The organism is Streptomonospora sediminis (genome assembly GCF_054778995.1).
The window spans coordinates 20098-46478 of the sequence record NZ_BAAGYZ010000074.1 but is presented as its reverse complement, the minus strand read 5'-3'; the positions used below and the strand labels follow the sequence as shown (position 1 = coordinate 46478).

The following is a 26381-nucleotide window of genomic DNA, read 5'->3' as shown; positions in this document are numbered from 1 at the left end:
GGACTTGTCACGTGCCGGGATGCCCGCGGCGGGCGCGGAACATGCGGTGCGCCGGCCGCGCGGCACGGCGTACTCCGAACCATACTGCGGACGGCGCGGAGATGGGTTCGCCCACCGCCCCGTGCTTTCGTCCCGGCTCGCTCCGGTGCCCCGCCCGGCACTGCCCCGGCCTGCGCCGCGGCCGCAGATGCCGATGCAGCCGCCGTTGCGGCGCCCTCGCCGGCACCTGGAGCCGGGCGCGGCAGGTGCCGCTGCGCCCCCGGGAGAAAAGGACGTTTTACCGGGAAAGAGGAAAACCCGTTGAACCGGCGTTGCCCGCATCGGCAATCATGGGGCCGTGCGGTTCTCCATCCTCGGTCCACTGGCGGTGCACAGCGCCGACGGCGCGGTACTGCCCATCGGCGGTACCCGCCTGCGCCGCCTACTCGTGCTGCTGCTGCTCACGCCCAGCCGCACCGTTGGCAGCACGCGGCTGATCAGGGGCATCTGGGCCGACGAGCCCGAGCCCGACAGCGCGGGCAACGCACTGCAGGCGCTGGCCTCGCGGCTGCGCCGCGCGCTGGGCGACTCCGTGCCGCTGCACGGCGACTCGACCGGCTACCGGCTGGAGGCCGATCCGGGCAGTGTCGACATGCACCGCTTCGAGCAGTTGGTCCGCGACGGGCGCGGCGCCCGCGACCGGGGCCGCCCGGCGGACGCCGAAGCGCTGCTCGGCCAGGCGTTGGAATTGTGGCGCGGTCCGGCACTGGCCGACCTGGCCGGCCCCGGCGGCGCAGGCGACGTCGCCGCCCGCCTGGCCGAGTCCTACCGCAGCGTCCAACTGGAGCGCCTGTCCCTTGGCCTCGACCTCGGCGGCGGCGCGGACGTGCTGCCCGACATCGAGGCGCTGGCCGCCCGCGAGCCCCGCGACGAGCGTCCGGTCGAGCTGCTCATCCGCGCGCTGTCGGCATCGGGGCGCCAGGCCGAAGCGCTGGCCGCCTACGACCGGCTGCGCCGCGGGCTGGCCGAGGACCTCGGCATCGACCCCTCCGATCACCTGCAGCAACTGCACCTGCAGGTGCTGCGCGGCGAGCTCCAGGCCGAGCCGCCCCGGCCGGCCCAACCGCCCGAGCCGGCCCGGCCGCCGGACCCCGCTGCGCCGCCGCGCCCCGTCAAGCGCCTCCCGCACACCCTGACCAGCTTCATCGCGCGCGAGGACGAGGTCGACCGGGCCGGCGCCCTACTGGCCGCCGAACGCCTGGTCACCCTGATCGGTCCCGGCGGTGCGGGCAAGACCCGGCTGTCCATCGAGGCCGGCTCCCGGTTCGTCGAGGAACACCCGGGGCTGGCCGAGGGCGGGGCGTGGTTCGTCGAGCTCGGGCCGCTGCGCGCGGGCGCCGACATCCCGCACGCGCTGCTGTCCGCGCTCAACCTGGGCGAGACCACGGGGATGTCGCTGTCCTCGGGCGCGCCCGCCAACACCGGCAACATCTTCGACCGCATCATCGAGTTCCTCGGCGATCACAACATTCTGATCATCCTGGACAACTGCGAACACCTGGTCGCCGAGACCGCGCAGGCCGCCGAGCGGCTGCTGGCGCAATGCCCGCGTCTGCGCCTGCTGGCCACCAGCCGCGAGCCCCTGGGCATCGCGGGCGAGCGGCTGCTGGGCGTCCCGTCACTGGCCCTGCCGCCCGAGGGCACCACCGCTGAAGACGCCGAGGGCCATGCCTCGGTGCGGCTGTTCGCCGAACGTGCCCGCGCGGTCGTCCCCGCATTCACCGTGGCCGAGCACAACGTCGAACACGTGGTCCGGATCTGCCGCGAGCTCGACGGCATGCCGCTGGCCCTGGAACTGGCCGCGGCCCGGCTGCGCGCCATTCCGGTCGCACATCTGGCATCCCGGCTCTTCGACCGGTTCCGGCTGCTCACCAACGGCAACCGGTTCGCGCTGCCCCAGCACCAGACCCTGCAGGCCGTGGTCGACTGGAGCTGGGAGCTGCTCGACGATCCCGAGCAGGCGCTGCTGCGCCGACTGTCCGTCTTCGCCGGCGGCGCCACCCTCGACGCGGTCGAGCACGTGTGTTCGGCGGCCTTCGACGACACCGGCCGCGACATCTGGGCGGTGCTGTTCGCCCTGGTCGACAAGTCCCTGGTCACCGTCGACGTCGCCGAGGACGACGACACCGAACCCCGCTACCGGATGCTGGAGACCGTACGGGCCTACGGCGCCCAGCGCCTGGCCGAAAGCGGCGAGGAACCCGCCGCGCGGCGCGCCCACGCCGGATACACCCTGCGGCTGTGGAGCAGCGCCGACCCCCATCTGCGGCGCTCGGAGCAGCTCGCGTGGCTGGCCACGCTGCGCCGCGAGCACGACAACCTCACCGCGGCACTGCGCTGGGCCGTCGACGAACGCGACGTCGAACTCGCCCTCGACCTGATGTACGTCTCCAGCTGGTATTGGCAGATGGCCAACTCTTGGTCGGACCTGGTGCGCTGGTGCGGCGAGATCCTGCGCGAGACCGGCGGGCGCCCGCCCCCGGGCCGCACTGTCGCCTATTGCCACTGCCTGGCCATCCACGCGCTGGGCGACGACTCCGCAAGGCGAGGGACCTCCGCCAAGGAGCTGCTGCGTGCCGAGGAACTGCTCGCCGAATCGGGTTTGGCGCCCGAGGAGTATCCGGGCCTGATCCTGACCGTCATGCTGCTGGGCGTGCTCGGCCACACGCCCGAAGAGCGCATCGGGCGCCTGGACCGGGTCGCCGAGGACAGCGACGACCCCTGGATGCGCGCCGCGGCCCAACTCTTCGGCGGCATGCTGGGCGCGCACTCCGGTCGGGGCGCTGAGGGGCGCGTCCGCGTCCTCGCCGCTCTGGAGCGGTTCCGCGCCATCGGCGACCGCTGGGGGACCGCTCACGCGATGACCGTGGCCGCCGGCCTCTACCACCTCAGCGACCTCGGCATTGAGCTGGAGCTGCTGACCGAGGGCGGCAGGCTGGCCGAGGAGATCGGGCTCAGCGGCCTGCGCGCCACCTTCAAAGCCCGCGCGGCCGTGAACCTGTCGGCGAACGGGAACATCGAACGGAGCCGCCGCGAACTTGCAGAGGCCCGCGCCCTGGCCGCCGACAGCGGCACCAAGGTGTTCTGCCGGGTGGCCGAAGCCGACGTCGAGCGGGCCGCGGGCAACCACGCTGCCGCGCACGATGCCGCAGTGGCCATCGCCACCGAGATCCACGCGATGACCGGGGTCATGCGCACCCAGCTCGAACCCTTCTGGCTGGCGTTGTGCAGCCGGACGGCGATGGCCGTCGGCGACCGCGCCGCCGCGCTGGGTTCAGCGGCGGCCGCCTGGCGGATGCTGACTCCCGAGATCGGTGGCATGCCCGGCGCCGATGTGTTCGAGCAGCTTGCCGAGGTGCTGTACACCGACTGGCCGGAGCGCGCCGCGATGCTGCTGGGCTGCGCCGAGGCGGTCCGCGGGCTGGCCAACACCGCTGACCCCGCGGTCGCGCGGATCCGCGCGCACGGCCGCGAGAACCTGGGCGAGGCCCGGTTCGAGCGCGCCTTCGCAGCCGGGGCCGAAACCGGCCGGGCCGAGGTCGGCAGGTGGGTGGACGCCTGGCTGGCGGACTGGTGACAACGGGGCCGGATCCAGCCCCGCCCGGTAGGCCTCGGGCAGCCCGGCAACCCGGCACTCCGAACAACCATCCGGGACGGATTCCCGCACATCCTGCGATCCCGGTGCCGCCGCGGCCGCCGCGGCCGCCGCGGCGCTGCCCGCCGCGCAGCGACCCCGATCGGGCGGCACCGGGGACAGGGAACCCGCAATACCTCAGCCGAAGACGCCGCGCCGCTGCAGCATCGACTCAACGGTTTCGGCGAGCACGGGCGCCCAGTCGCCGCCTTGGGCGGCCTCGTTGTGGCCCACGCGGAAGCGGGCAAAGCGGTCCTGGCTCTCGGTGAACAGGCCGCCGCGCTTGTCGACCTCGATCACCACTTCGGCGCCCTCGGGGTCGGCGACGAAGGACAGTTCCATCTCGTTGATCCGGCCGGCGAACTGCGGCGCCGCGCGGTACTCCAGCTCCTGGTACATGGGGAACTCCTGGCGGGTGCCACGCAGGTAGCCCTGCTCGACGTCGGTCTTGAGCAGCTGGAACCCGAGCCGCGACACCGCCTCCAGCACCTTGTCCTGCGCCGGCAGCGGGTGGATCCGCACCGGGTCGAGGTCGCCCTTGTCCGGAGCGCCGCCGATCACAACGTCGGTGCTCAGCCCCAGCACGGCGTTGGGTAGCGGCCACCCGCCCGCATCGGTCAGCGGGCTCTGCCAGGAGACCGGGTAGCTGAACGGGATGCGCTTGTGCTCGCCGGGGCTGAGGCGGAAGGGGCCGGTGATGGCGACACGGGAGAACTCCCGCGTGGTCACGGCCTCGCTATCGCCCGCCTCGACCTCGACCCGGGCGGCCAGCGAGATCGCGATCTCGTCGATATCGGCCTCGGTCTCGCCGCCGACCAGGTCGACGTAGCCCTCCAGTTGCCGGCCCGGCCGCGAGTGGGGGTCGGGGACGACCGTGTCGATGCTCGGGCCGCCGATACCGAATGCGGCCAGAATTCGCTTAATGCCCATGGGAACCTTCCGGGGTTGAGGGAGGAGCCGCCGCCGCACGGCGGAACCGCGCTGCGTTTGCACCGCGACGGCTTCGACGTACTGCGGCGGCGGGTAGTTCCCGGTAACTCCGGACGGGCCCCGGCAGCGGGTGAACCTAAGCGCGGCGCCGGTAGGCCCGGGTGGCCAGGGGGAAGAACACCGCGGTGATCACCACGGTCCACACCAGAACCCACAGCAGCGAGCCGTCGGCCGGCTTGGCCTCCAGCAGGTCGCGCATGGCATTGATGACGTGGGTGACCGGGTTGATCTCGGCGAACGTCTGCATGAACCCCGGCATCTGATCGGTGGGCACAAACGCCGAGCTGCCGAAGGTCAACGGGAACATCCACACCGACCCGAAGATGTTCACCGCCATCGGCGTGCGCAGCAGCATCCCCATGAACGCCGACAACCAGCACAGCGCGAACGCAAAGGCCATGACCACGGCCGTGGCCGCCAGCAGGCCGAACAGCCCGCCCTCGGGGCGGTAGCCGATGACCACCGCCACCAGGATCACCATGACGACGGTGAGCAGGTAGCGCACCAGGTCGCCGAGGATGGCGCCGATCAGTGGCGCCGAGCGCGCGATGGGCAGCGCCCGGAACCGGTCGAAGATGCCCTTTTCGATATCGGTGTTGAGCGCCACGCCGGTACCGATGGTGGCGAAGATGACCGACTGGGCGATGATGCCCGGCGTGATGTGGTCGCGATAGGCCTGCCAGTCGCCCATCATCGCCTCGCCGAAGACGAACACGAACAGGGCGACGAACATCAGCGGCATGAACGTCAGCCCGAGGATCTCCTCGGGGTTGCGCTTGATTTTCAGCAGGCTGCGCCAGGTCAGCAGGCCGCCGTGCTGCACGGTCGACAGCGGCGTGATCCGCTCGGTGATAGCGGGAGCGGCGGAGCCGCTGCCGGCCGGCTCCGCCGTTTCCACGGTGCTCATGCGTGTGTCCTCTCGGTCTCCGCGGCGCCGGCGGTCTCTTCGGCGGGGGCGGTCTCGGCGGTGTGCCCGGTCAGGGCCAGGAAGACCTCGTCCAGGCTCGGCCTGCGCAGGGTCAGCTCGGCCACGGCGATGCCTGCGTCGTCCAGGCGGCGCACGACCTCGGGCATGACGGCGGTATCGGTGACCGAGGCGTTGGCGGCTCCCTCGCCGGAACGGACCTCCGATCCGGTGACGGCCTCGACGATGCCGCTGACCTGCTGCAGGCCGGCCGGATCGGCCGGGCGCACCTGCAGCACCTGGGTGCCCGCACGCGCCTTGAGCTCATCGGGGGTTCCCCTGCTGATGACCTCGCCCCGGTCCAGCACCATGATGTCGTCGGCGAGCTGGTCGGCTTCCTCGAGGTACTGGGTGGTCAGCAGCACCGTCACCCCGTCGTGCACCAGGTTGCGCACCACCTCCCACAGCTCGTTGCGGCTGTGGGGGTCGAGCCCGGTGGTGGGCTCGTCGAGGTAGAGCAGCGCCGGCCGGCCCACCAGGCTGGCGGCGAGGTCCAGACGCCGCCGCATGCCCCCGGAGTAGGTCTTGACCGCGCGGTCGGCGGCGAAGCTCAGGGCGAAGTGCTCCAAGAGTTCGGCCGTGCGGGTGCGCGCCGCCGGGCGCGAGAAGCCCAGCAGCCGCGCGATGAGCACGAGGTTCTGCGTGCCGCTCAGGTCCTCGTCGACCGCTGCGTATTGCCCGGTGAGGCCGATTTGGCGGCGGACCAGGTGCGGTTCGCGGACGACGTCGTGGCCGCTGACGGTGGCATGCCCGGCATCGGGCTGCAGCAGAGTCGACAGGATCCGCACGGTCGTGGTCTTACCGGAGCCGTTGGGCCCCAGCACGCCCAGCACCGCGCCGGTGCGTGCGGTGAGATCGACCCCGCCGAGGGCGGTCTGCCCCTTGAACCTCTTGACCAGACCCTCCGCTCGGATGGCGTCAGTCATTGTTCCTCCCCATGTGCGTTCATCCCCTCAGTCTCCGGAGCGGTACTGACAAACCGCTGATAACCGGCCCCCCGGCACCTGACATGCGGCCGACAAGGCGGCACCCGCGGCCGCTCCGGGCAGCGACCCCGCAGGTGCAACACCGCGGCCGCCCCGACGGTTCCCGGCACGCCCGCAATGGCGCGAACCGGACAATGCCCGCCGTCTAGACTCAACCCGTGGCCACGATGACGCGTTTGAGACCTCCGACACACCGTGTTTCGCCGAGATCGGTGCGGATGTGGACCCTGCAGGCGGTGATCGGATCGGCGATCCTGCTGGCGCTGCTCTGCGCCGCGGTGTGGGGGCTGCGCCTGGCATCGTGGGAGTGGGTGCCCGACCCGCTGCTGAGCAACGCCTGGTGGCTGCCAGGGCTTTTCGCCGTCTACGCCGCCGCCCGCGCGGCGATCATGCCCAGGTGGCGCTACCGCGTGCACCGCTGGGAGATCACCGCCGACGTGGTCTACACCCGCAGCGGCTGGTTCAGCCGCCAGTGGCAACTGGTTCCGGTCAGTCGGATCCAGACGGTCGACCACCGCCAAGGATGGATGGAGCGGCTGTTCCGCGTCGCCACGCTGGAGGTGCAGACCGCCTCGCACGCCGGATCCTCCACCATCGAAGGACTCGACGCCGCCGACGCCCGGCGGATCTCCGAGGAATTGGCCGAGCGCGCCGCCGAACTGCGCAACGACGCCACCTGACCTGAGCCGTTGGCGCCTGCCCGCCCCGCGGGTACCGCCCGCCGGCGCAGGCCCGACCAAGGAGACCGATGAGCGAGAACGTCCCGCCCGCGGGCGAGGGGACCGGCCCCGACGGCGCAAACCCCGCCGACCCCGGCGGCGACCCCGGCGGCACGGCGCCCGACCCGCACAGCCGGGACACCGGGGAGACCCCGCAGCGCCCCGCCGCCGATAGCGAGTTCGGGCCGTCCGAAACCGAGCCCGAGTACCGCCTCAGCGCGTTGACCCTGGTCACCGCGCCCATCAACTACCTGCGCAACTTCCTCGTGCCCATCGTGGCCGCGCTGATCGCCGGCACCTACAGCTTCAACCCGTGGATGCTGGGCGGAGCCGGCGGCGCACTCGTGCTGATGGTCGCCAGCGGGCTGGTCACCTGGCGCACGTTCCGCTACCAGGTCGGCGCCGAACGCCTGGAGATCCGCCGGGGCCTGATCAACCGCTCGCGGCGGTCCATTCCGCTGGAGCGCATCCGCGGCGTCGACATCACCTCGAACCTGCTCCACCGCATGCTGGGCCTGGCCGTCGTCAAGATCGACGCCGCCGCCGGGGGCGGGGACAGCGAGGAGGGCAAGCTCGACGCGGTGACCGCGGCCGAGGCCGACCGGCTGCGCCGGGTCCTGCTGCGGCGGCGCGCCTACCTGCGCGGCGACGAACCCGGAGCCGAGGGCGCCGCCCGCGGTGCGGCCGCCGGGGAGGACCCGGCGGCGGCGCGGTCCGGCCCTGAACCGCCCGGCGCCGACTCCGAGACCGCCGGCGAGGTGTACTTCACCATGCCGCCGAGCTGGTACTTCTACGCCGTGCTGAGCCTGGGCTACCTGCTGACGCCGTTCGTGGCCCTGGCCACGCTGATCGGATTCCTCGGCCAGGGAATGGGCCGGGCCGCGGGATCGCGCGCCGGCGACCTGGCCTTCCAGGTCTACGAATGGGCCACCGGGACCGCGGTGTCCCTGCTCGTCGTGGCGGGGTTGGCACTTGCGTTCGTGCTGCTGCTGGCCATGCCGCTGTTCGCGGTGGCCTCCTACACCGTCACGCATTGGCGCTTCACCTTGCGCCGGCGCGGCGACGCGCTGGTCGCCGAGCGCGGGCTGTTCACCCGGCAGAGCGTGACCTTGGAGACACGGCGCATCCGCGGCCACGAACTGACCGACAACCCGCTGGAGCGGACCCGCTCGGCGGTGCGCCTGCGCGCCATCGTCACCGGACTGGGCCAGACGGCGACACGGGCGATGCTGATGCCCACGGGCCCGCGCCGGCAGGTCGAGGACGTGGTGGAGCGGGCGCTGGTCCCCTTCCGCGGCACGCTCGCCGGCCACCCGCGCGCGGCACTGGGGCGGCGGCTGTTCCGTGCGGTGGGACCGTTTGCGGCGGCCGCGGCGGCCGCTGCCTTCTTCGCGCCGGTGTGGGTGGCGGTCGTGCTGGCGCTGTTGGCGGTGCTGGGCGTGCCGCTGGGGATCGACCGCTACCGGGCGCTGGGCCACGGCTACGACGGCCGCCAGGTGAGTGTGCGGTCGGGTTCGCTGCGGCGGGTGCAGGCCGTGGTGGAGCGCGACGCCGTCATCGGTTGGAACTGGCGGCAGACGCTGTTCCAGCGCCGAGCGGCGCTGGCCGACCTGGAGCTGTCGGTGGGGGCCGGTGGCGGCGGTTACTCCGCGATCGACGCCGGGTTCGGCGATTCGGTGGACTTCGCCTGCAGCGTGACCCCTGCGATGGTGCGCCCGTTCCTCGAACCCGCGGCACCCGCCGATCGCGCGGGATCCGCCGGTGCCGCCCCCGCGGCTCCGGCGGCGTCCGGTGAGGCGGCCGAGGCCGGAGCGGGCGGCGGCGGGACCGCAGACGGCGGCGCCGGCCCGGCCGGGCGAGAGGGCGAAGGCGACCGTGCACCGGGCGGTGAAGGCGGGGAGCTGCCGAGCTGACCGGCGGTGTCCCCGGTACGCACCGGAGGACCGGACGAGCGGAGGCCGGGGCGGGGACTGATCGGCGTATCCGCGCCGCCCGTGGCGGCTGCAAATACATCTGCGGGCGGGGCGCCGCCGGCGCCCCGCCCGCAGGCGGCGGATCGAAAGAGCGGACCGCGGCCGGCCCGGTGGCCCGGTCAGTCGGTCTTTTTGGAGCCGAACATGATCTCGTCCCAGGACGGTACCGAGGCGCGGCGGCCGCGGCTCTTGCGCCGGGGCGCGGATTCGCCGGTCGCTCCTCCTGCGGCGCTGCCGGTGCCGGTGCCGGTTCCCGCGGCGGCTGCCGAGACCGGCGGCTCCTGGCGGCGGGCGGCGGTGTGGTCCTGGCGTTCGGGCTGCTGTTCGGGCGCGTGGGGCGCCGGGGTCTGCTGCTGGGCGGCGGGAGGCTCGGGCGTCTGCTGCACACCGGTGCGTCCCACAGCGGGGCGCTCGGGGCGCTCGGGAGCCTCGGCGGTGCCGGCCTGCGCCGCAGGTGCCGCGGGCTCGGGCGCCGGCGCGGGGTCCTCGCGCCGGCGCGGAGCGCTGCCGGGAGTGTCGCGGGCCGCCGGCGCAGTGCGGTCGGGCGTGATGCGGGTGCGTGAGGGCCGTGCGGGGCGTTCCGGGCGTTCGGGCTGCACCGGCGGTTCCGGCGGCCGGGTGTTGCGGGGCGGGTCGTTGCGCGGCGGTTCGGCCGCAGCGCTGGATCGGGCCGGTTCCGGCCGTGCGGGTTCGGGCCGTGCGGGTTCCGGACGCGCGGATTCGGGCCGCACGGGTTCGGGGGGCCGCGCGGGTTCGGGCGCAGGGCCCGGACCCTGGCGCCGCGGGATGAAAGGGGTGACGTTCGCGCTGCCCGGCCCGAGGTCCAGCGGCTCGTCGGTATCGGGGGTGAGGAAGCGCACGGCTTCGTCGTCGGCCGGTGTGACCGATCGCCGCCGGGGCTCGTAGACCCAGTGGGCCACGCGTTCCTCGCCGGCCGCGAGGAAGAGCAGCCGGAGCTGCCAGGTGCCGTCTTCGCGCTTCCAGGAGTCCCAGGCGGCGTCGCCGGTTTCAAGCTGGTGGGCGCCGATGCGTTCGGTCACCAGGTCGCCCAGGACGGGACCGGGAGCGGACTCGCCCTGGCGCCGGACCGAGGCCCGCTGCGCCTGCTGGGCCACGTACTCGCGCTCCTGGAGTACGGGGCTTTCGAACCAGCGGACACGCTCGATGGGGATCCCGGAGATTTCCGCGATCGCCTCGGCTGTTTCACCGGAGCGGATCCGGGCCTGGATTTCCTTGGGGCGCAACGGATTCTCCACTTCGATCTCGTACTGGCCGAGCCGGGAGAACTGTCCGCGCACGGCAGCGCGGAGCCGGTCGTCAACGGGCAGCATGAAACGGGTCCCACGGCCGGCACTCGCCAATACCAGGTAAGTGCCGTCCTCGCTGACGGCGACGAGGCGAAGCTCTTGCATCGCCCTCCCTTTCGCGTCCCGTCGAGGGTGGGTCCTCGGCCATCCCCCACGATCCCAGTCTCATCGGCATCTGTGTGTTCGGCCAATACCGCGCCCGGCATGTCCGAACTGCGTGGCCCTCCGGCGCGGCGGTGAGACCGCCCGTCGAGCGTCGTCGTGCTCCCGGATGCCATCTTGGCACGCTGCAGGCGAACCGGGTCCTCCGCGTGGCGAGCGTTCCTCGGACGCCGCCGTGTCCGTCGCCCCTTCGGCGATGGTATCCCGAGCAGTCCAGACCGGGCCGGTCTGCCCGGGTCATCGGCCCGTTCCACGGGGTTCGCGGCAATACGCGCAATGCGCGGAGAAAGCAACCGGACATGCCGGGCGTCGGAATAAAGTGATCAATCCGGTATGCGGGTGTTTTCGGGGCCGCTGTGGAAGATAGGGGGCTGCTGTGGCGGTTGTTCGGTTGTGTCCGGGGGAGTGGGGGGCGGTGCGACCGGCGCGCCGCCGCACCCGTCCGCTCTGCGCACCCGCCCCGGCAACGGTCCGACCGGGGCTGTGCGGCCGAAGAGGGGGAAGATGACCGAAGAGGGCGACGGCGGCCGCCGCAAGCGCATCGACCTGAACGTCTCCCAACTCGTCGGGGGCGGTGCGGCCACGATGGCCGCCGCCACGGCGGCCTCCTACATGGGCGTCTACGGCACCGTCATCGGCGCCGCCGTCATGAGCGTCATCAGCACGGCGGGTACGGCTGTGGCCGTCCACCTGCTGAACCAGAGCCGAGAGAAGGCCCGCGGCCTGGCCGGGCGCGGCGGGGCGCGCTCCTCCTCTGCCGACCCCGCCCGGCAGGACACCGGTAGCGGTTCCACCGCCGGCTCCGGCGCGGCCGATGGCGGCACGCGGCCGGCCGCGGCGGACGATGACGCAGCGCCGGCCGGCGGCGATCGCGGCGCCCCGGTCGACGAGACCCGCGCGCTGCACCTGCCCGCCGCCACACCCCCCGGCGACGGGGAGCCCGGTGGCGGGGCCGCTGCGGGACGGACCGGCACGGCTGCCGCAGGCGGTCGGCCTGCGCGCATGCGCCGGGCGTGGCCGGGGTGGCGCCGACTGGCGGTACCCGCCGCGGCGGTGTTCCTCGGTGTGATGGCCGTGGTCCTGGTCTTCGAGCTGATCTCCGGCCAGTCGCTTTCGGACACCGTCCACGGCCGCAACACCGACTCGGCACCCACCCTGATGGGCGGCGGGTCTGCCGGAGAGCAGGGCGGCGCCGATCCGCAACCGCAGACCACCCCCGCCCCGACCGGCGGCACGGACGGCGGCGGCGCCACGGCCCGCCCCGAAGCCACCGAGCAGCAGGAGCAGCAGGAACAGGAGCAGGACGGCGGGCCCCGGCCCCCCGGGCAGCCCGGCACCGGCGGCGAGCAGAGCGGCGCCGAGACCGCCCCGCCGCAAGAGGACGGCACCGGCGGGCAGGAGCAGGAACAGCAAGAGCAGCAGGAACAGGGCTCCGAGGACTCCGGAGCCGGTGCGGGCGCCGGTTCAGGCGGCACCGGACAGGGCCTCTCCGGGCAGCGGCCCGCATCCTGACCGGCCCCCAGCGGGATGACACGCGCGGTCGGCGGGCGGAATGGGAGCGCCGCGGCGAGCTGGTTTGATAGGGCCATGCCCTATGACTCCTACGACGCGTTCCTGCTTGTCTCCTTCGGCGGGCCCGAGGCCAACGAGGACGTCATCCCCTTCTTGGAGAACGTCACCCGCGGGCGCAACATCCCCCGCGAGCGCCTGGCCGAAGTCGGACAGCACTACTACCTCTACGACGGCGTAAGCCCCATCAACCAGCAGTGCCGCGACCTCATCGCGGCGATCCGCGCCGACTTCGCCTCGGCAGGCGTGGACCTGCCCGTCTACTGGGGCAACCGGTTCTGGGACCCGCTGCTCAGCGACACCGTGGCGCAGATGGCCAAGGACGGCATACGGCGGGTGGTGGCGCTGGCCACCTCCGCCTACAGCAACTACTCCAGCCACCGCGCCTACCTCGACGACATCGCCGCCGCGCGCGAGGCCGCGGGCCCCGGCGCGCCCGACATCGAGCTGATCCGCCCGTTCTTCGACCACCCGGGTTTCATCGAACCGCTGGTCGAGCACACCCGCGACGCGCTCGACCGGCTGCCCGAGGACCAGCGCAGCGGCGCCCACCTGCTGTTCTCGGCCCACTCAATCCCCACCGCCATGGCCGATGCCAGCGGCGCCCCCGGCCACGCCTACGGGCCCGGCGGCGCCTATACCGCCCAGCTGGCCGAGGTCGCCCGCCTGGTCACCGAGCGGCTGGACACGGACCACCCCTACGACCTCGTCTACCAGAGCCGCAGCGGCCCGCCCACCCAGCCGTGGCTGGAGCCCGACGTCAACGACCGGCTGGCCGAACTGGCCGAACAGGGCACAACAGCGGTCGTGGTGGTCCCGTACGGTTTCGTGTCCGACCACATGGAGGTCAAGTACGACCTGGACAACGAGGCCCACCGGACCGCGCAGGACCTGGGCCTGCACTTCGTGCGCGCGCTGAGCCCGGGGACACACCCCCGGTTCGTGACCATGGTCCGCGAGCTTGTGGCCGAACGCGCCGGCGGCACCGAGCCGTTCGGCCTCACCTCGCTGCCGGCCTGCCACGACTGCCCTGAGGGCTGCTGCCGGCAGCGCTGAGCGGTGCAGGCCGATGCCGCGGGAACCCGCGCCCGATAAGGTCGATTCGGGGTGGATGCCGGTGTTGACGGGCGGTCGCCGTGCGGGCGGCCGGCCAGCGGCCCCGGCTCCGCCCACTGCGCCGGACTGCAGTGGATTGCAGCGGACCGCGGTGGATCGCAATGCGCTGCAACCGCCGCGCACCGCATTGCGACATTGCCGCATTTCGCCGCATTGCCGCGCACTGCACCGCAGTCGGGTGCACCGAATCGCAATGAGCCGCACGCGCTGCAAAGAGCGGGCGGACGGGTAGAGGGGAAGTCGCACGACGTGGTTCGCACCTGGTATGACCTCGCCGAGTACATCGGAGAGCGCCGTGTAAACGGCCTTGCCCTCTCGCCGGACGGGATGCGCCTGGTCGCACCCGTCAGCGAGCTCACCCCCGACCGGACCGCCTTCCGCACCGCCCTGTGGGAGATCGACCCCGCCGGCGAGACCGAGCCGCGCAAGCTGACGCGCTCCGCCGCCGGCGAGGCCGCCCCCGCCTTCCTGCCCGACGGCTCGCTGCTGTTCACCTCGGCACGCCCCGATCCCGAGAGCACCGAGTCCGCCGACGCCCCCGCCCTGTGGCTGCTGCCCGCGGGAGCCGGCGAGGCCCGCTGCGTCGCCGAGCGCCCCGGCGGGTTCGGCGCGGTGGCGGTCGCCCGCGGCACCGGCACCGTGGTCTACAGTTCCGAGGTGCACCCCGGAGCCGCCGGCACCGAGGCCGACGCCCAGGCCCGCAAGGCCCGCAAGGACGCCGGGGTCAGCGCCATCCTGCACGAGTCCTTCCCGGTGCGCAGTTGGGACCGCGACCTCGGTCCGGCCCGGCCGCGGCTGTTCACCGCCGAGCCGCCCGCCGACTCCCGCTCGGGCCTCGGCCCGCCGGCCGACCTCACCCCCGAACCGGACATGGCCCTGTACGGCCACGCTCCCGACATCACCCCCGACGGCTCCGCGGTCGTCACCGCATGGAGTTCCTACGCCGGCCGCGGCCGGCAGCGCGACCAGGTCGTCACCATCGACACGGCCACCGGTAAACGCCGTGTCCTGGCCGCCGACCCCGAGTACAACTTCGGCGCGCCCGCGGTCTCGCCCGACGGCCGCCGCGCCGCCGTGCTCCGCGACTACGACGGCCGGCCGGGCCCCGACGGCGAGCCCCGCGACTGCACGCTGTGGCTGGTCGACCTGGAGACCGGAGAGGGCCGCGACCTGCTGCCCGACCACGACCTGTGGCCCCGCGAGCACGTGTGGGCGGCCGACTCCTCGGCCGTGCTGTTCGCGGCCGACCACCAGGGCCGATGCCCGCTGTTCCGCGTGGACATCGCCACCGGCGCCCTGACCCGCATCACCGCCGACGACGGCTCCTACACGCACCTCAACCCGGCGCGCAGCGGCACCGCGCTCTATGCGCTGCGCGACTCCGTTGCCGAGCCGCCCACCCCCGTGCGCATCGACGACACCTCGGGGGCCGGCGGCCGGCAGCCGGTGCGGCTGCGCTCGCCCGCGGAGCCGCTGGAGCTTCCCGGCACCCTCGCCGAGGTCGAGACCGCGGCCGAAGACGGCACACCCATCCGCGGCTGGCTGGCGCTGCCCTCCGGCGCCGGCGCGGCGGCGCCCGCACCGCTGGTCCTGTGGGTGCACGGCGGCCCCTACATGAGCTTCAACGGATGGTCCTGGCGGTGGAACCCGTGGCTGCTGGCCGCCCGCGGCTACGCGGTCCTGCTGCCCGACCCGGCGCTGTCGACCGGCTACGGGGCCGGGATGCGCCGCCGCGCCTGGGGCGAGTGGGGCGCGCCGACCTTCGCCGACCTGATGGCGATCACCGACGCCACCGCCTCCCGCGACGACATCGACGGCTCCCGGACCGCCGCCATGGGCGGCTCATTCGGCGGCTACATGGCCAACTGGATCGCCGGGCACACCGACCGGTTCGCCGCCGTGGTCACCCATGCCTCCCTGTGGTCGCTGGAGGCCTTCGCCGGTGCCACCGACTACCCGGCCGACTGGGAGGCGGAGTTCGGCGCCCCGGCCGACCAGGCCGAGCGCTACCGGCGGATCTCGCCGAACACCGGCGCCGACAGCATCCGCACGCCAATGCTGGTCATCCATGGCGACAAGGACTACCGGGTGCCCATCGGCGAGGGGCTGCGGCTGTGGTGGGACCTGGTGAGCCGCGACGCCGACGCCAAGTTCCTGTACTTCCCCGACGAAAACCACTGGGTCCTCAAACCGGGCAACATCAAGGTCTGGTACGAAACCGTGCTCGCCTTCCTCGACCACCACGTCCTGGGCAAGGATTGGCAGCGGCCGCCTCTGGTGTGATCCGGCGGCCGGACCGGGCAGGGCCCTGCAGGGCCGACAGCGGGGCGCCGATCCGCGCCCCGGAACGAAGGGACCGCATGAACGGGGGATCGATGTCCACGATGCCGATGCAGGACCGGGCCGCGCTACTGGCCCTCGCAGCAGAGGCCGCCCAGGAGGGCGGGCGGGTGGCCGCCGAAGGGCAGGCCGGGATCAGTGTCCTCGACACCAAGTCCTCGCCCACCGACGTGGTCACCCAGATGGACCGCAACGTCGAGGACCTCATCCGCAAGCGCCTGGACGCGGCCCGCCCCGGCGACTCCTTCCTGGGCGAGGAAGGCGGCGCCGATGAGGGCGCCGGCGGAGCGGGCGGAGCCGGCCCAACGGATGTCCGGTGGATCGTCGACCCGATCGACGGCACCGTCAACTACCTCTACGGGCGCGGGGAGTGGGCGGTTTCCATCGCCGCCGAGGCAGGCGGCGAAGTCGTCGCCGGGGCGGTCGCGGTGCCGGCGCGCGGCGACCTGTACACGGCCACCCTCGGCGGCGGGGCGTTCTGCAACGGCGAACCCCTCGTTGCGCCACCCGCGGTGCCGCTGGAACTGGCGATGGTCATCACCGGCTTCGGTTACAGCGCACAGCGGCGCGCACAGCAGGCCGAGGTGCTGCGGGCGGTGCTGCCGCGCATCCGCGACATCCGGCGCGGCGGATCGGCAGCGGTCGACCTGTGCGGACTGGCGCGCGGCCATGCCGACGCCTACTACGAGCGCGGGCTCAACCAGTGGGACTGGGCAGCGGCCGCACTCATCGTCCAGGAAGCCGGTGCCAAGGTCGGCGGGCTGCACGGTGCGCCGCCCAACTCCGATCTGCTGATCGCGGCCGCACCGGAGCTCTTCGCCGAGCTGCACGACCTGCTGGCTCCGCTGGGCGCCGACACCGACGAGCCGGCCGCCGGCCGGGACTGACCCGCGCCCTGCGCGGCGCATGCACGGCTTGCCCCGGCCGCCGGCCGCCAAGACGGGAAAAACACGCCGCCTCCGGCGCGCACAGCGTGCCGGAGGCGGTTCGAAGGGTGCGGCGGCCCGGGTGAGTTGTCGGCGGGCCCCGCTGTGCTGGTCGGCCGGCTCCCACCAAGCCGGCCTTTCATGCGCGCCGCTGCGGTCCGATACCGGAACCGGCGCAGCGGCATGGTGCGATCACCCGCAGCCGGTGTCGACTCCGTTGCGGGCGGCGATGCGGTGCAGGTCCTCGAGTTCCGACATGTGAACGTCGGCGAGGTCTTCGTCTCCAGCAGCCTGCGCCGCCTGGAGCGACTGGCGGATCTCCTTCATGCGGCCCGTGATCTCCGCGCGGAACTCGCCCATTTCACCTCACTTTTTTCAACGCGCCAGTGCAGCGCGACGCCACCGCGGCGCGGCTGCATCGTGACAGGGGACAGCGGTGCCGAGACCGGCGCGACCCGCGGGTACCTGCCATACCCACCCGGTGCCTGCGGCCAAACGCCCGTGATCGAGCTGTGATCGCTGCGGCGCCCCAGCGGACCGCGGCCCGTGGACAGGTCCGCGCATGTACGGGGCCGGCATGGCACACTCGGCTGTACCGCGGGTGGTGCCCTACACCACATTCCGGCAGGGCGGATCAAGGCTTACTTCTTTCTTATCCTGGATGTGTCAGATTCGAGATGTGCGGGGTGATCGTCGCTGCCGGCGGTTGGGGGATACGCCGGCAGCGACACCCGCGCACAATGCGGGAACCGTGCAGCAAGGGGCCCTCCGATCGGACACCCGGTCGGCGGCCACCGGGTACAGCGGTTCCCCAGCGGCTACCCCGGGTTGCCGCGCATCCGCCGCCGGATTGTCGACCGGCGCGGGGATGGGTTTCCGTTTCCGCTCTTGCAGCGGGTAGAACGGTGTCAGGCCCAAGCGGCGCAAGCCGCAGGGGCTTACTCCATCCTTATCGGCGGGGTGCGATAACGGTAAGCGCAGCCGGGGGTCACAAGCGCCGCTGCCGGTGTGTTGGGGGATGCGCCGGCAGCGGCCCACCCCGGGCCGCAGTAGAGCTAAGGACGACGAACTCACAGTGCGCGTACTCGTGGTCGAAGACGAGCAGGTTCTGGCCGACACAGTGGCCGTCGGACTCCGCCGCGAGTCCATGGCCGTCGATGTCGTATACGACGGAGACAGCGCGTTGGAGCACGTCGGCGTCAACGACTACGACGTCGTCGTCCTCGACCGCGACCTCCCCGGCGTCCACGGCGACGACGTCGCCCGCGCCCTGGTCGCCCAGAGCTACACCGGCCGCATCCTGATGCTGACCGCCTCCAGCGAACTCGAGGACAAGGTCGAGGGCCTCACGCTCGGCGCCGACGACTACATCACCAAGCCGTTCGCCTTCGCCGAACTCATCGCCCGCGTGCGGGCACTGGGCCGCCGCGCCGTTCCGCCGCTCCCGCCGGTGCTGCGCCGCAACGGCATCGAACTCGACCCCGCCAACCACACCGTCGAACGCGAGGGGCACGGCGTGTCGCTGACCCCCAAGGAGTTCGCGGTGCTCGAGGTGCTCATGCGGGCCAACGGAACGGTCGTCAGCGCCGAAGGGCTGCTTGAGAAAGCCTGGGACGAAAACGCCGACCCGTTCACCAACGTTGTGCGTGTCACCGTCATGACACTGCGGAAGAAACTCGGGGAGCCACCGGTCATCCAGACCGTCCCCGGTGCGGGGTACCGGATTTGACCGGTCAGGACCCGGGTCCCGACCCCTCGGCTTCGCCGGGCGAGGTAGCACCCACCCCGCCGGGCGACACCGGGACATGGCGGCGGTTGTCGACCGCGCCCACCGCACCGTCGGTGAAACCGCCGGGGCCGGTCACCGGCGGGGTCCACCGCTTCACCGACAACATCAGCCTGCGCGCCCGGCTCACCTTGATCTACGGCATGCTGTTCTTCGCGGCCGGATCGCTGCTGGTGCTGCTGAACTACATCATCGTTGCCGGGCTGCTGGACAACCTCAACTTCACGATGCCCAACGCCGACCCCGTCGAACTCCAGCGGCGCAAGACCGAGTTCATCGAGATGGTCCTGGCCCAGGTCACCCGGTTCTCGGTGATCGCGCTGGTGATCGTGGGCCTGCTGGCGGTGGGCCTGGGCTACTTTGTCGCGGGCCGGGCGCTGTCGCCGCTGCACAAGATCACCCGCATCGCGCGCCGGCTCTCCGAACGCTCCCTGCACGAGCGCATCGCCCTGGGCGGCCCCGATGACGAAATCCGCGAACTCGCCGACACCTTCGACGGCATGCTGGAGCGCTTGGACCGCGCCTTCGACGGCCAGCGCCGCTTCGTCGCCAACGCCTCCCACGAACTCCGCACCCCGCTGGCGATCAACCGCACCCTGCTGGAGGTCGCCCTCAGCGATCCTGAGGCTTCGGCGGACCTGAAGACGGTGGGCCGCACCCTGCTTGAGACCAACGCCCGGCACGAGCGCCTCATCGACGGCCTGCTGTTCCTGGCCAAGAGCGACCGCGAACTCGATGTGCGCACCCAGGTCGACATCGGCGAGGTTGCCGAGTCCGTGCTCAGCCAGCTCTCCGAGGAGCTGGAGAAATCCGACGTCACCCTGCGCACCGACCTGCGCAGCGCCCCCGTCGCAGGCGACCCCGTGCTGCTGGAGCGGCTGGTGGCCAACCTGGTCGAAAACGCGCTGCGCTACAACGTCACCGAGGGCGAGATCACGGTGCGCTCGGGCATCTACGAGGATTCCCCGGCGGTGCAGGTCGAGAACTCCGGCCCGGTCATCGCCGGCTACGAAATCGAGGGCCTGTTCGAGCCCTTCCGCCGTGCCTCGGGCGACCGGGTCAAGTCCGGGCGCAGCGCCGGGCTGGGCCTGTCGATCGTCCGCTCGGTCGTGCGCGCCCACGGCGCCGCGGTCAGCGTGTGGCCGCGCCAGGGCGGCGGCCTGGTGGTCACCGTCCGTTTCCCTGCCGAGCACCGTGACACAACGGCGGCCGGCGGCAGGTAGCATCCGACCCCTGGCCCCGCAAGCCGCTGAGGTGGCTGGTCACGGGGTCGGCGAAGATCCTGCGGGAGCGGGCGCGGGCATGATACCTATACGTGTTCTACGACACGACGACCCCGGGTCCGTGTGTGCGCCGAGGGTGGGTATGCTCTCCCGGGCGTGAACGCTGCGGGAATAAGTCCCGGAGTTCGCGTGTATGTTCTTACCTCGCTACTCGGGGAGTACCCGCGCTCGACCGGTGCGAGGAAAGACGAGGAAACAGGTCGGAATCCTGCAGGTGTTGGGTAGCACATGAGAGCGAGTGGATCCGCGGCGCGACGAAGCGCGACCGGGTCAATTCACCGAGTGCTGCTATGCGGTGCGACTGCGACCGGGAGGGGTCATAGTCCGGGTCATAGTCCGCTTACGCCGGCGGAACTTTCCAGCGGGTTCGGGCACAAAACGAGGCTCTCAAGCGTTGGTAGCGCGCAACGAGGCATAGAACGAGGGGGATGGAGTTAGCAGAATGGCCACCGATTACGACAGCCCGCGTAAGACCGACGAAGACATCAACGAGGACAGCCTGCAGGAGCTACAGGCGCGTCGCGTCGACAAGGGCACCGGCACCATCGATGTCGACCCCGACGAGGTAGCCGAGGGCATGGAGCTCCCTGGTGCCGACCTCTCGGGTGAGGAACTGGCGGTTCGGGTGCTTCCGCGTCAGGCCGACGAGTTCACCTGCTCCCGCTGCTTCCTGGTGCACCACCGCAGTCAGTTGGCAGAGCAGAGGAAAGGGCAGCTCGTGTGCAAGGAGTGCGCCGCCTGAGCCGGGCGTGTTCCTTTCCTCGAATGCCTCGATCGGCCTTCGCTGCGGCGACTGATGCGCTCCCGGGCCCACCGGGAGCGCATCGTCCTTTACGCCCGGGCTGCCCGGTATTGCTTTACGGCTTCCCTTAGCTTGGTAAGTGGACGGTACCGAAGCTGGGAAAAAGCTGGGATTTGGGAGTGGGACGTGTCCGAGGATACTGCTGAAGACCGCGAGGGGACCGGTTCCCAACCGCCCCGGCCCGAACCCGGGGATACACCGCAAGGATCCGGCACCGATCCCGCCGGCCCGGCCGCTCCCGGAACCGGGCTCGCCGTGGTGGGCAAGGACGGCGCTGACGGCAAGGACGACATCGGCGCACTGGTCGGCGAGATCCTCGGCGACGAAGAAGGCGCCGACTCCAAACGCCGGGCCGGCCTGCTGGGCCGCCTCACCGCGGCGCTGGCCGGGCGCGCCCGTGCAGCGGGCGCGGGCGGGGCCGCCGGCGGCCGGTGGCTGACCGATGTGTTCGCCAACGAGATCGCACCCCGCATCCCGGTGCGCGACCGCGAAACCCTGATCCACCACCACGGCGGCCTCGACGGCGAGGACCTCGCCGACGCGATGGTGCGCAACGCCTCCCGCACCACCACCGGTGTCGGCGCAGCGGGCGGGGCGCTGGCCGCGGTGCAGTTCACGGCACCGCCGCTGCTGCTGACCGCGCCGGCCCAGCTCGTGGCCGAGACCGTTGTCGTCGCCGCCGTCGAAGTCAAGCTTATCGCCGAACTGCACGAGGTCTACGGCGCACCCGCGCCCGGATCCCCGCTGCAGCGCACCACCGGGTACCTGGCTTCCTGGGCGCGCAAGCGCGGCATCAATCCGCTTCAGGCCGCGGAGTCGCTGTCGGTGACGCTGGGGGCCGCGGCCAAGGCCGCGCTGCGCCGGCGGCTGCTGCGGCTGCTGGGGCGCCATCTCACGACGCTGGGGCCCTACCTGACCGGTGCGGTGGCCGGGGGGACGCTCAACCGGTCGGCCACCCGCGCACTGGCCAAGTCCGTGCGTGCCGACCTGCGCCGCCAAGGGCTGCCCGCCGACTCCGGGCAGCGCAGGCTCGAAACGAACACCACTCCCGAGCTGGCAAGCGGCAACGAGGCCTGAGGTCCCGGAGCGCATACGCGCGCCCGCCGGCGGAGCGGCGCAAGGCCGCCGGCGGGCGCGCGTAGGTGCGGGCGCGGCCGCTCAGTCGACGTCGATGCCCACGACACCGCTCTGGTGCCCCGCATCGAAGAACCGGCGGTAGGCGGCGCGCACCGCGAGCACGCGGGTGACCTCCATACCGACTCCGGTGACCACGGCCCAACCCAGTGCCTCGCCCAGGCCGACGTCGGGGGACTCCGGCTCGGTGGGCGGGGCCTTGCCGGTGGCCTGTGTCCAGGCGAACGTCAGCGCCGTGCGTGCGACATAGGCCGCCGCCAGCGCCGTTACGCTGCCGACGACCTGCGCGGCGAACTCGCCGCTCTTCTGCTGCTTAGCCATCTGTCGGATCGCTTCCCTTCTAGCCGTCCGGATCGCGCGCCCGCGTCCGCCTGCGGCCGGCCGCATTACGCGCGGCCGCGCACGGTGCTCTTGCGAGCCGCGTCCAATATGCCGCGACCCGGTGACTGCCGAATGCGCCTGTCCGGAATCCTTTCATGCCGGTCGCCGCCGGATCGCCGCCCGGCGGGGCGCGTCGCCGCGCGCGGCGACGGGGCCGCTCTGCTGCGGGCGCTGCGGCGGCGCTCGGGGGCCGCGCGGCAGGTCCGCGGCGGCTGTGGAAAGCGGAACGATCAGGGGCGCGAAAGCAATACCATTGGGCCCATGACCAACCGCTCTCGTGCCTTCCGCGTGCCCGACAAGCCCTCGCTCGACGGTATCGAGGCGAAATGGGTCGACGTATGGGACGAGTCCGGCGTCTACCATTTCGACCGCACCCGGCCCCGCGCCGATATCTACTCGATCGACACCCCGCCGCCCACGGTGTCGGGATCGCTGCACATCGGCCACGTGTTCTCCTACACCCACACCGACACCGTCGCCCGCTTCCAGCGCATGCGCGGCAAGACGGTGTTCTACCCGATGGGCTGGGACGACAACGGCCTGCCCACCGAGCGCCGGGTGCAGAACTTCTACGGCGTCCGCTGCGACCCCTCGGTCGCCTACGACCCCGGTTTCGCCCCGCCCGCCAAGCCCGACCCCAAGCGGCAGGTGCCGGTCTCGCGGCGCAACTTCATCGAGCTGTGCGACCGGCTGACCGCCGAAGACGAAAAGGTCTTCGAAGGCATCTGGCGCCGGCTGGGCCTCAGCGTCGACTGGCGCTACACCTACGCCACCATCGACTCCGACTCCCGTGCCGCGTCCCAGCGCGCTTTCCTGCGCAACCTCGCGCGCGATGAGGCCTACATGGCCGAGGCCCCCACCCTGTGGGACGTCACCTTCCGCACCGCCGTGGCCCAGGCCGAACTCGAGGACCGCGAACGCCCCGGTGCCTACCACAAGGTCGCTTTCCACCGCGCCGACGGCGAACCCGTCGTCATCGAGACCACGCGTCCCGAACTCCTGCCCGCATGTGTCGCGCTGGTGGCCCATCCCGACGACCCCCGATACCGCGACCTCATCGGCACCACGGTGCGCACCCCGGTCTTCGGTGTCGAGGTCCCGGTCAAGGCCCACCGCCTCGCCGACCCTGAAAAAGGGTCGGGAATCGCGATGATCTGCACCTTCGGCGACACCACCGACGTCACCTGGTGGCGCGAACTCCAACTCGACACCCGCCCGGTCGTGGGTTGGGACGGCCGCATCGTGGCCGATCCCCCCGAGGCCGTGGCCGCCGCCGGCGGCGGCGATTCCTACGCCCGCCTGGCCGGGGCCACCGTGCACACCGCCCGCGAACGCACCGTCGAACTGCTGCGCGAATCCGGCGACCTGCTCGCCGAACCCAGCCCCATAACCCACCCGGTGAAGTTCTACGAAAAGGGCGACAAGCCGCTGGAGATCGTCACCACCCGCCAGTGGTACATCCGCAACGGCGGGCGCGATTCCGGCGTACGCGCCGACCTGCTGGCGCGCGGGCGCGAACTCGACTGGTACCCCGACCACATGCGCTCGCGCTACGAGCACTGGGTCGAGGGCCTCAACGGCGACTGGCTGATCAGCCGCCAGCGGTTCTTCGGCGTGCCGTTCCCCGTGTGGTATCCGCTCGACGCCGAGGGCAACCCCGAATACGGCTCCCCGCTGGTGCCGGCTGAGGCCGACCTGCCCATCGACCCCAGCTCCGATGCCCCTGCGGGTTACACCCCCGACCAGCGCGGCCAACCCGGCGGATTCACCGGCGACCCCGACATCATGGACACCTGGGCCACCTCGTCGCTGAGCCCGCAGATCGCCGGCGGTTGGGAGCGCGACCCCGACCTCTTCGAGCGGGTCTTCCCGATGAACCTCCGGCCCCAAGGCCAGGACATCATCCGCACCTGGCTGTTCGCCACCGTGGTGCGCTCGCACTTCGAACACGGCAGCCTGCCCTGGCGCGGCACCGCCATCTCCGGATGGATCCTCGACCCCGACCGCAAGAAGATGTCCAAGTCCAAGGGCAACGTCGTCACACCCATCGACCTGCTGGAAAAGTACAGCTCCGACGCCATCCGCTACTGGGCCGCCAGTGGCAGGCTGGGCGCCGACACCGCGCTGGACGAAGGCCAGATGAAGGTCGGGCGGCGGCTGTCCATCAAGATCCTCAACGCCAGCAAGTTCGCGCTGTCGGTGGCCGGCGAGGACACCGCGGCCGACCCCGCTGCGGTCACCGAGCCGCTGGACCGCTCCATGCTCGCCGCGCTCGCCGATGTCGTCGGCGACACCACCGCCGCCTTCGACACCTACGACCACACCCGCGCGCTGGAACGGGTCGAGCGGTTCTTCTGGGAGTTCTGCGACGACTACCTGGAACTCGTCAAGGCCCGTGCCTACGACACCTCCGCCGAATCCGCGGCCTCGGCGCGTGCGGCCCTGCTGATCGCGCTCTCGGCGCTGCAGCGGCTGTTCGCGCCGTTCTTGCCCTTCGTCGCCGACGAGGTCTGGAGCTGGTGGCACGAGGGCTCGGTGCACGCTGGGGCCTGGCCCTCGGCCGAAGAGTTCCGCTCCGCCGCGCGCGAGGGCGACCCGCTGGTGCTGGCTTCGGCTTCGGAGGTCCTGCGGATGATCCGCAAGGCCAAGTCCGAGGCCAAACTCTCGATGCGCGCCGAGGTCGAGCAGGTCGCGGTGCGCGGCAAGAACGTCGGCCACGCGCGGCTGGCCGGCGACGACCTCGCTGCGGCAGGGCGCGCAGCCCGGCTCGACTTCGAGGCCACCGACGACACCGAACTCCAGGTCGAGGTCAGCCTGCCCGAACCGCAGGACCCCGCGCAGTAGCCGATCCCGCGCCCGGCCCGCCCCGGTTGCGCACCGGGGGCGGGCCAGGGGCGCAACCGGTCTGCAGCCGGGCCGGGGCGTCGAAGAAAGGCCCCCGACCGCGATAAGCTCGCTCAGTGTGAGTAGTGAGACCCGCAACGGCGGCGCGACCCAGGTCCTCATCCGCCGCATCGATCCCGACCTGCCCCTGCCGGGCTACGCACACCCCGGCGACGCCGGCGCCGACCTTGTCACCGCCGAGGACGTCGTGGTCCAACCCGGGCATCGGGCGGTGGTCGGCACCGGCATCGCCATTGCGCTGCCCGAGGGCTACGCCGCCTTCGTGCACCCCCGCTCGGGCCTGGCGGCACGGTGCGGGCTGACCCTTGTCAACGCCCCCGGCACCGTCGATTCCGGCTACCGCGGCGAAGTGCGGGTGACCCTGCTCAACACCGACCTGGAGGCCCCGGTCAAACTGGCCCGCGGCGACCGCATCGCCCAGCTGGTCATCCAGCGTGTCGAACGGGCGGAGTTCCGCGAAGTCGACACGCTTCCGGAGTCCGTGCGCGGTACGGGCGGCTTCGGTTCAACCGGCGGCCACGCGGCGCAGTAGTTGACGATCAGCAGCCCCGGCGCCATAGTCACCGGGGACGACGAAGCGGGAGAGGTGTAAGGCGTGTTCGGACGCCGACGCAAGAAGAAGGCCGGTCAGGGCGCCGACGCAGCTGCCGATGGCACCGGCGCGGCCGACTTCCCCGGCCGGCCCGCTGACCCGCCCGAGCCCGAGAAGGACGCCGACCGCCACCGGGTCGACGGCCCCTGGGACGCCGCGGAGCAGCCGCCGGCCGAGGTCCAGCGCATGGATCTGGGCGCGGTGCGGATCCCGGTCCGCGCGGGTGTCGAGATCCAGGTGAACGTGGCCCAGCAGCAGAACCGGATCATCGGTGTCACCCTGCGCACCCAGCGTTCGGCGCTGCAGGTGCAGCCTTTTGCGGCCCCCAAGTCAAGCGGTATCTGGGACGAAATGCGCGAGGAGCTGCGCACGCAGGTGACCTCGCAGGGCGGCAAGGTCGAAGACTTCGACGGTACCTTCGGGCCGGAGCTGCGCGCGGTCGTGCCGGTCTCGGGCCGCACCGACGACCAGGGCCGCCGGCTCGGCGAGCGCGTGCGCTTCATCGGCGTCGACGGCCCGCGGTGGGTACTGCACGGCGTGATCCGCGGCGAGGGCGCCTCCAAGGCCGAGGCGATGGCCGAGGTCGAGGAACTGTTCCAGCAGGTGGTCGTGGTCCGGGGCGAAAACCCGGCGCCGCCGCGGGAGATGCTGCCGATCGTCGTACCGCAGGAGATCCAGCAGTCCATGGCCCAGGCGGCCGAGCAGAACCGCCGCAGCTCCGGCGACGGCCAGGCGGGTGCCTAGAACGGCGGGTCAGTGGGCGCACCAATGATC

Annotated in this window: 20 protein-coding genes; 14 read left to right on the top strand and 6 right to left on the bottom strand. The window is 72.2% G+C overall.

The window, feature by feature from the left end; all coding sequences use genetic code 11:
* The first annotated feature begins 337 nt into the window (after positions 1 to 337).
* Positions 338 to 3616, top strand: coding sequence for an AfsR/SARP family transcriptional regulator (locus tag ACYVD5_RS15240; RefSeq protein ID WP_461001698.1), 3279 nt, complete (start codon positions 338 to 340; stop codon positions 3614 to 3616).
* A gap of 195 nt (positions 3617 to 3811) precedes the next feature.
* On the opposite strand, the gene ACYVD5_RS15235 is transcribed toward ACYVD5_RS15240, so the two are convergent.
* From ACYVD5_RS15235 to ACYVD5_RS15225, 3 genes are all read right to left on the bottom strand, one after another.
* A complete protein-coding gene (locus tag ACYVD5_RS15235; RefSeq protein ID WP_461001697.1) occupies positions 3812 to 4603 on the bottom strand; it encodes a sporulation protein in 792 nt (263 codons plus the stop codon).
* A gap of 136 nt (positions 4604 to 4739) precedes the next feature.
* Positions 4740 to 5570, bottom strand: coding sequence for an ABC transporter permease (locus tag ACYVD5_RS15230; RefSeq protein WP_461001696.1), 831 nt, complete (start codon positions 5568 to 5570; stop codon positions 4740 to 4742).
* Positions 5567 to 6553 (bottom strand): ATP-binding cassette domain-containing protein, encoded by a 987-nt coding sequence (locus ACYVD5_RS15225; RefSeq protein ID WP_461001695.1) that lies wholly within the window; start codon positions 6551 to 6553, stop codon positions 5567 to 5569. The genes ACYVD5_RS15230 and ACYVD5_RS15225 overlap by 4 nt, the downstream gene beginning before the upstream one ends.
* A gap of 278 nt (positions 6554 to 6831) precedes the next feature.
* Between ACYVD5_RS15225 and ACYVD5_RS15220 the strand changes: the two genes are divergently transcribed.
* Positions 6832 to 7293, top strand: coding sequence for a PH domain-containing protein (locus tag ACYVD5_RS15220; RefSeq protein WP_461001694.1), 462 nt, complete (start codon positions 6832 to 6834; stop codon positions 7291 to 7293).
* A 68-nt stretch (positions 7294 to 7361) separates the two neighbouring features.
* Complete coding sequence (locus ACYVD5_RS15215; protein WP_461001693.1) at positions 7362 to 9245, top strand: PH domain-containing protein; 1884 nt, start codon at positions 7362 to 7364, stop codon at positions 9243 to 9245.
* Positions 9246 to 9424: 179 nt separating this feature from the next.
* Here the strand turns inward: ACYVD5_RS15215 and sepH are convergent, their stop codons facing one another.
* Complete coding sequence (gene sepH, locus ACYVD5_RS15210) at positions 9425 to 10717, bottom strand: septation protein SepH (protein WP_461001692.1); 1293 nt, start codon at positions 10715 to 10717, stop codon at positions 9425 to 9427.
* A 561-nt stretch (positions 10718 to 11278) separates the two neighbouring features.
* Here sepH and ACYVD5_RS15205 point away from each other — a divergent pair.
* From ACYVD5_RS15205 to ACYVD5_RS15190, 4 genes are all read left to right on the top strand, one after another.
* Positions 11279 to 12286 carry a hypothetical protein gene (locus ACYVD5_RS15205; RefSeq protein ID WP_461001691.1) on the top strand — a complete coding sequence of 336 codons (1008 nt, stop codon included), beginning with the start codon at positions 11279 to 11281 and terminating at the stop codon, positions 12284 to 12286.
* Positions 12287 to 12361: 75 nt separating this feature from the next.
* A complete protein-coding gene (locus ACYVD5_RS15200) occupies positions 12362 to 13399 on the top strand; it encodes a ferrochelatase (protein WP_461001690.1) in 1038 nt (345 codons plus the stop codon).
* Positions 13400 to 13708: 309 nt separating this feature from the next.
* Positions 13709 to 15742 carry a S9 family peptidase gene (locus tag ACYVD5_RS15195; protein ID WP_461001689.1) on the top strand — a complete coding sequence of 678 codons (2034 nt, stop codon included), beginning with the start codon at positions 13709 to 13711 and terminating at the stop codon, positions 15740 to 15742.
* Positions 15743 to 15834: 92 nt separating this feature from the next.
* Positions 15835 to 16686 (top strand): inositol monophosphatase family protein, encoded by an 852-nt coding sequence (locus ACYVD5_RS15190; protein ID WP_461001688.1) that lies wholly within the window; start codon positions 15835 to 15837, stop codon positions 16684 to 16686.
* A 231-nt stretch (positions 16687 to 16917) separates the two neighbouring features.
* Here ACYVD5_RS15190 and ACYVD5_RS15185 read toward each other — a convergent pair whose 3' ends face one another.
* Positions 16918 to 17085: a hypothetical protein gene (locus ACYVD5_RS15185; protein WP_461001687.1), complete on the bottom strand. Its 168-nt coding sequence runs from the start codon at positions 17083 to 17085 to the stop codon at positions 16918 to 16920.
* Positions 17086 to 17800: 715 nt separating this feature from the next.
* Between ACYVD5_RS15185 and ACYVD5_RS15180 the strand changes: the two genes are divergently transcribed.
* From ACYVD5_RS15180 to ACYVD5_RS15165, 4 genes are all read left to right on the top strand, one after another.
* Positions 17801 to 18454: a response regulator transcription factor gene (locus tag ACYVD5_RS15180; protein ID WP_461001686.1), complete on the top strand. Its 654-nt coding sequence runs from the start codon at positions 17801 to 17803 to the stop codon at positions 18452 to 18454.
* The gene (locus tag ACYVD5_RS15175) at positions 18451 to 19734 is read left to right on the top strand and encodes a sensor histidine kinase (RefSeq protein ID WP_461001685.1); all 1284 of its coding nucleotides are present in this window, start codon (positions 18451 to 18453) and stop codon (positions 19732 to 19734) included. The genes ACYVD5_RS15180 and ACYVD5_RS15175 overlap by 4 nt, the downstream gene beginning before the upstream one ends.
* Before the next feature lie 502 nt (positions 19735 to 20236).
* Positions 20237 to 20536 (top strand): DUF4193 domain-containing protein, encoded by a 300-nt coding sequence (locus tag ACYVD5_RS15170; protein ID WP_461001684.1) that lies wholly within the window; start codon positions 20237 to 20239, stop codon positions 20534 to 20536.
* A 315-nt stretch (positions 20537 to 20851) separates the two neighbouring features.
* The gene (locus ACYVD5_RS15165; RefSeq protein ID WP_461001735.1) at positions 20852 to 21673 is read left to right on the top strand and encodes a hypothetical protein; all 822 of its coding nucleotides are present in this window, start codon (positions 20852 to 20854) and stop codon (positions 21671 to 21673) included.
* Positions 21674 to 21754: 81 nt separating this feature from the next.
* Here the strand turns inward: ACYVD5_RS15165 and ACYVD5_RS15160 are convergent, their stop codons facing one another.
* Positions 21755 to 22051, bottom strand: a complete 297-nt coding sequence (locus tag ACYVD5_RS15160; protein ID WP_461001683.1) for a DUF4235 domain-containing protein — start codon at positions 22049 to 22051, stop codon at positions 21755 to 21757.
* A gap of 321 nt (positions 22052 to 22372) precedes the next feature.
* Between ACYVD5_RS15160 and valS the strand changes: the two genes are divergently transcribed.
* The 3 genes from valS (at position 22373) to ACYVD5_RS15145 (ending at position 26351) form a co-directional block, all read left to right on the top strand.
* Entirely contained in the window at positions 22373 to 24955 is a 2583-nt protein-coding gene (valS, locus tag ACYVD5_RS15155) for a valine--tRNA ligase (RefSeq protein WP_461001682.1), read from the top strand.
* A 118-nt stretch (positions 24956 to 25073) separates the two neighbouring features.
* Positions 25074 to 25547 (top strand): dUTP diphosphatase, encoded by a 474-nt coding sequence (gene dut, locus ACYVD5_RS15150; RefSeq protein WP_461001681.1) that lies wholly within the window; start codon positions 25074 to 25076, stop codon positions 25545 to 25547.
* A gap of 63 nt (positions 25548 to 25610) precedes the next feature.
* A complete protein-coding gene (locus tag ACYVD5_RS15145) occupies positions 25611 to 26351 on the top strand; it encodes a DUF3710 domain-containing protein (protein ID WP_461001680.1) in 741 nt (246 codons plus the stop codon).
* Positions 26352 to 26381 lie beyond the last annotated feature (30 nt).

What these genes read in the sequence shown, in the direction of transcription:
- ACYVD5_RS15235 (WP_461001697.1), bottom strand. Translation starts at nt 4,603, where the DNA reads ATGGGCATTAAGCGAATTCTGGCCGCATTCGGTATCGGCGGCCCGAGC.
- ACYVD5_RS15230 (WP_461001696.1), bottom strand. Translation starts at nt 5,570, where the DNA reads ATGAGCACCGTGGAAACGGCGGAGCCGGCCGGCAGCGGCTCCGCCGCT.
- ACYVD5_RS15225 (WP_461001695.1), bottom strand. Translation starts at nt 6,553, where the DNA reads ATGACTGACGCCATCCGAGCGGAGGGTCTGGTCAAGAGGTTCAAGGGG.
- ACYVD5_RS15220 (WP_461001694.1), top strand. Translation starts at nt 6,832, where the DNA reads ATGTGGACCCTGCAGGCGGTGATCGGATCGGCGATCCTGCTGGCGCTG.
- ACYVD5_RS15215 (WP_461001693.1), top strand. Translation starts at nt 7,362, where the DNA reads ATGAGCGAGAACGTCCCGCCCGCGGGCGAGGGGACCGGCCCCGACGGC.
- sepH (WP_461001692.1), bottom strand. Translation starts at nt 10,717, where the DNA reads ATGCAAGAGCTTCGCCTCGTCGCCGTCAGCGAGGACGGCACTTACCTG.
- ACYVD5_RS15205 (WP_461001691.1), top strand. Translation starts at nt 11,279, where the DNA reads ATGACCGAAGAGGGCGACGGCGGCCGCCGCAAGCGCATCGACCTGAAC.
- ACYVD5_RS15200 (WP_461001690.1), top strand. Translation starts at nt 12,362, where the DNA reads ATGCCCTATGACTCCTACGACGCGTTCCTGCTTGTCTCCTTCGGCGGG.
- ACYVD5_RS15190 (WP_461001688.1), top strand. Translation starts at nt 15,835, where the DNA reads ATGTCCACGATGCCGATGCAGGACCGGGCCGCGCTACTGGCCCTCGCA.
- ACYVD5_RS15185 (WP_461001687.1), bottom strand. Translation starts at nt 17,085, where the DNA reads ATGGGCGAGTTCCGCGCGGAGATCACGGGCCGCATGAAGGAGATCCGC.
- ACYVD5_RS15170 (WP_461001684.1), top strand. Translation starts at nt 20,237, where the DNA reads ATGGCCACCGATTACGACAGCCCGCGTAAGACCGACGAAGACATCAAC.
- ACYVD5_RS15160 (WP_461001683.1), bottom strand. Translation starts at nt 22,051, where the DNA reads ATGGCTAAGCAGCAGAAGAGCGGCGAGTTCGCCGCGCAGGTCGTCGGC.
- valS (WP_461001682.1), top strand. Translation starts at nt 22,373, where the DNA reads ATGACCAACCGCTCTCGTGCCTTCCGCGTGCCCGACAAGCCCTCGCTC.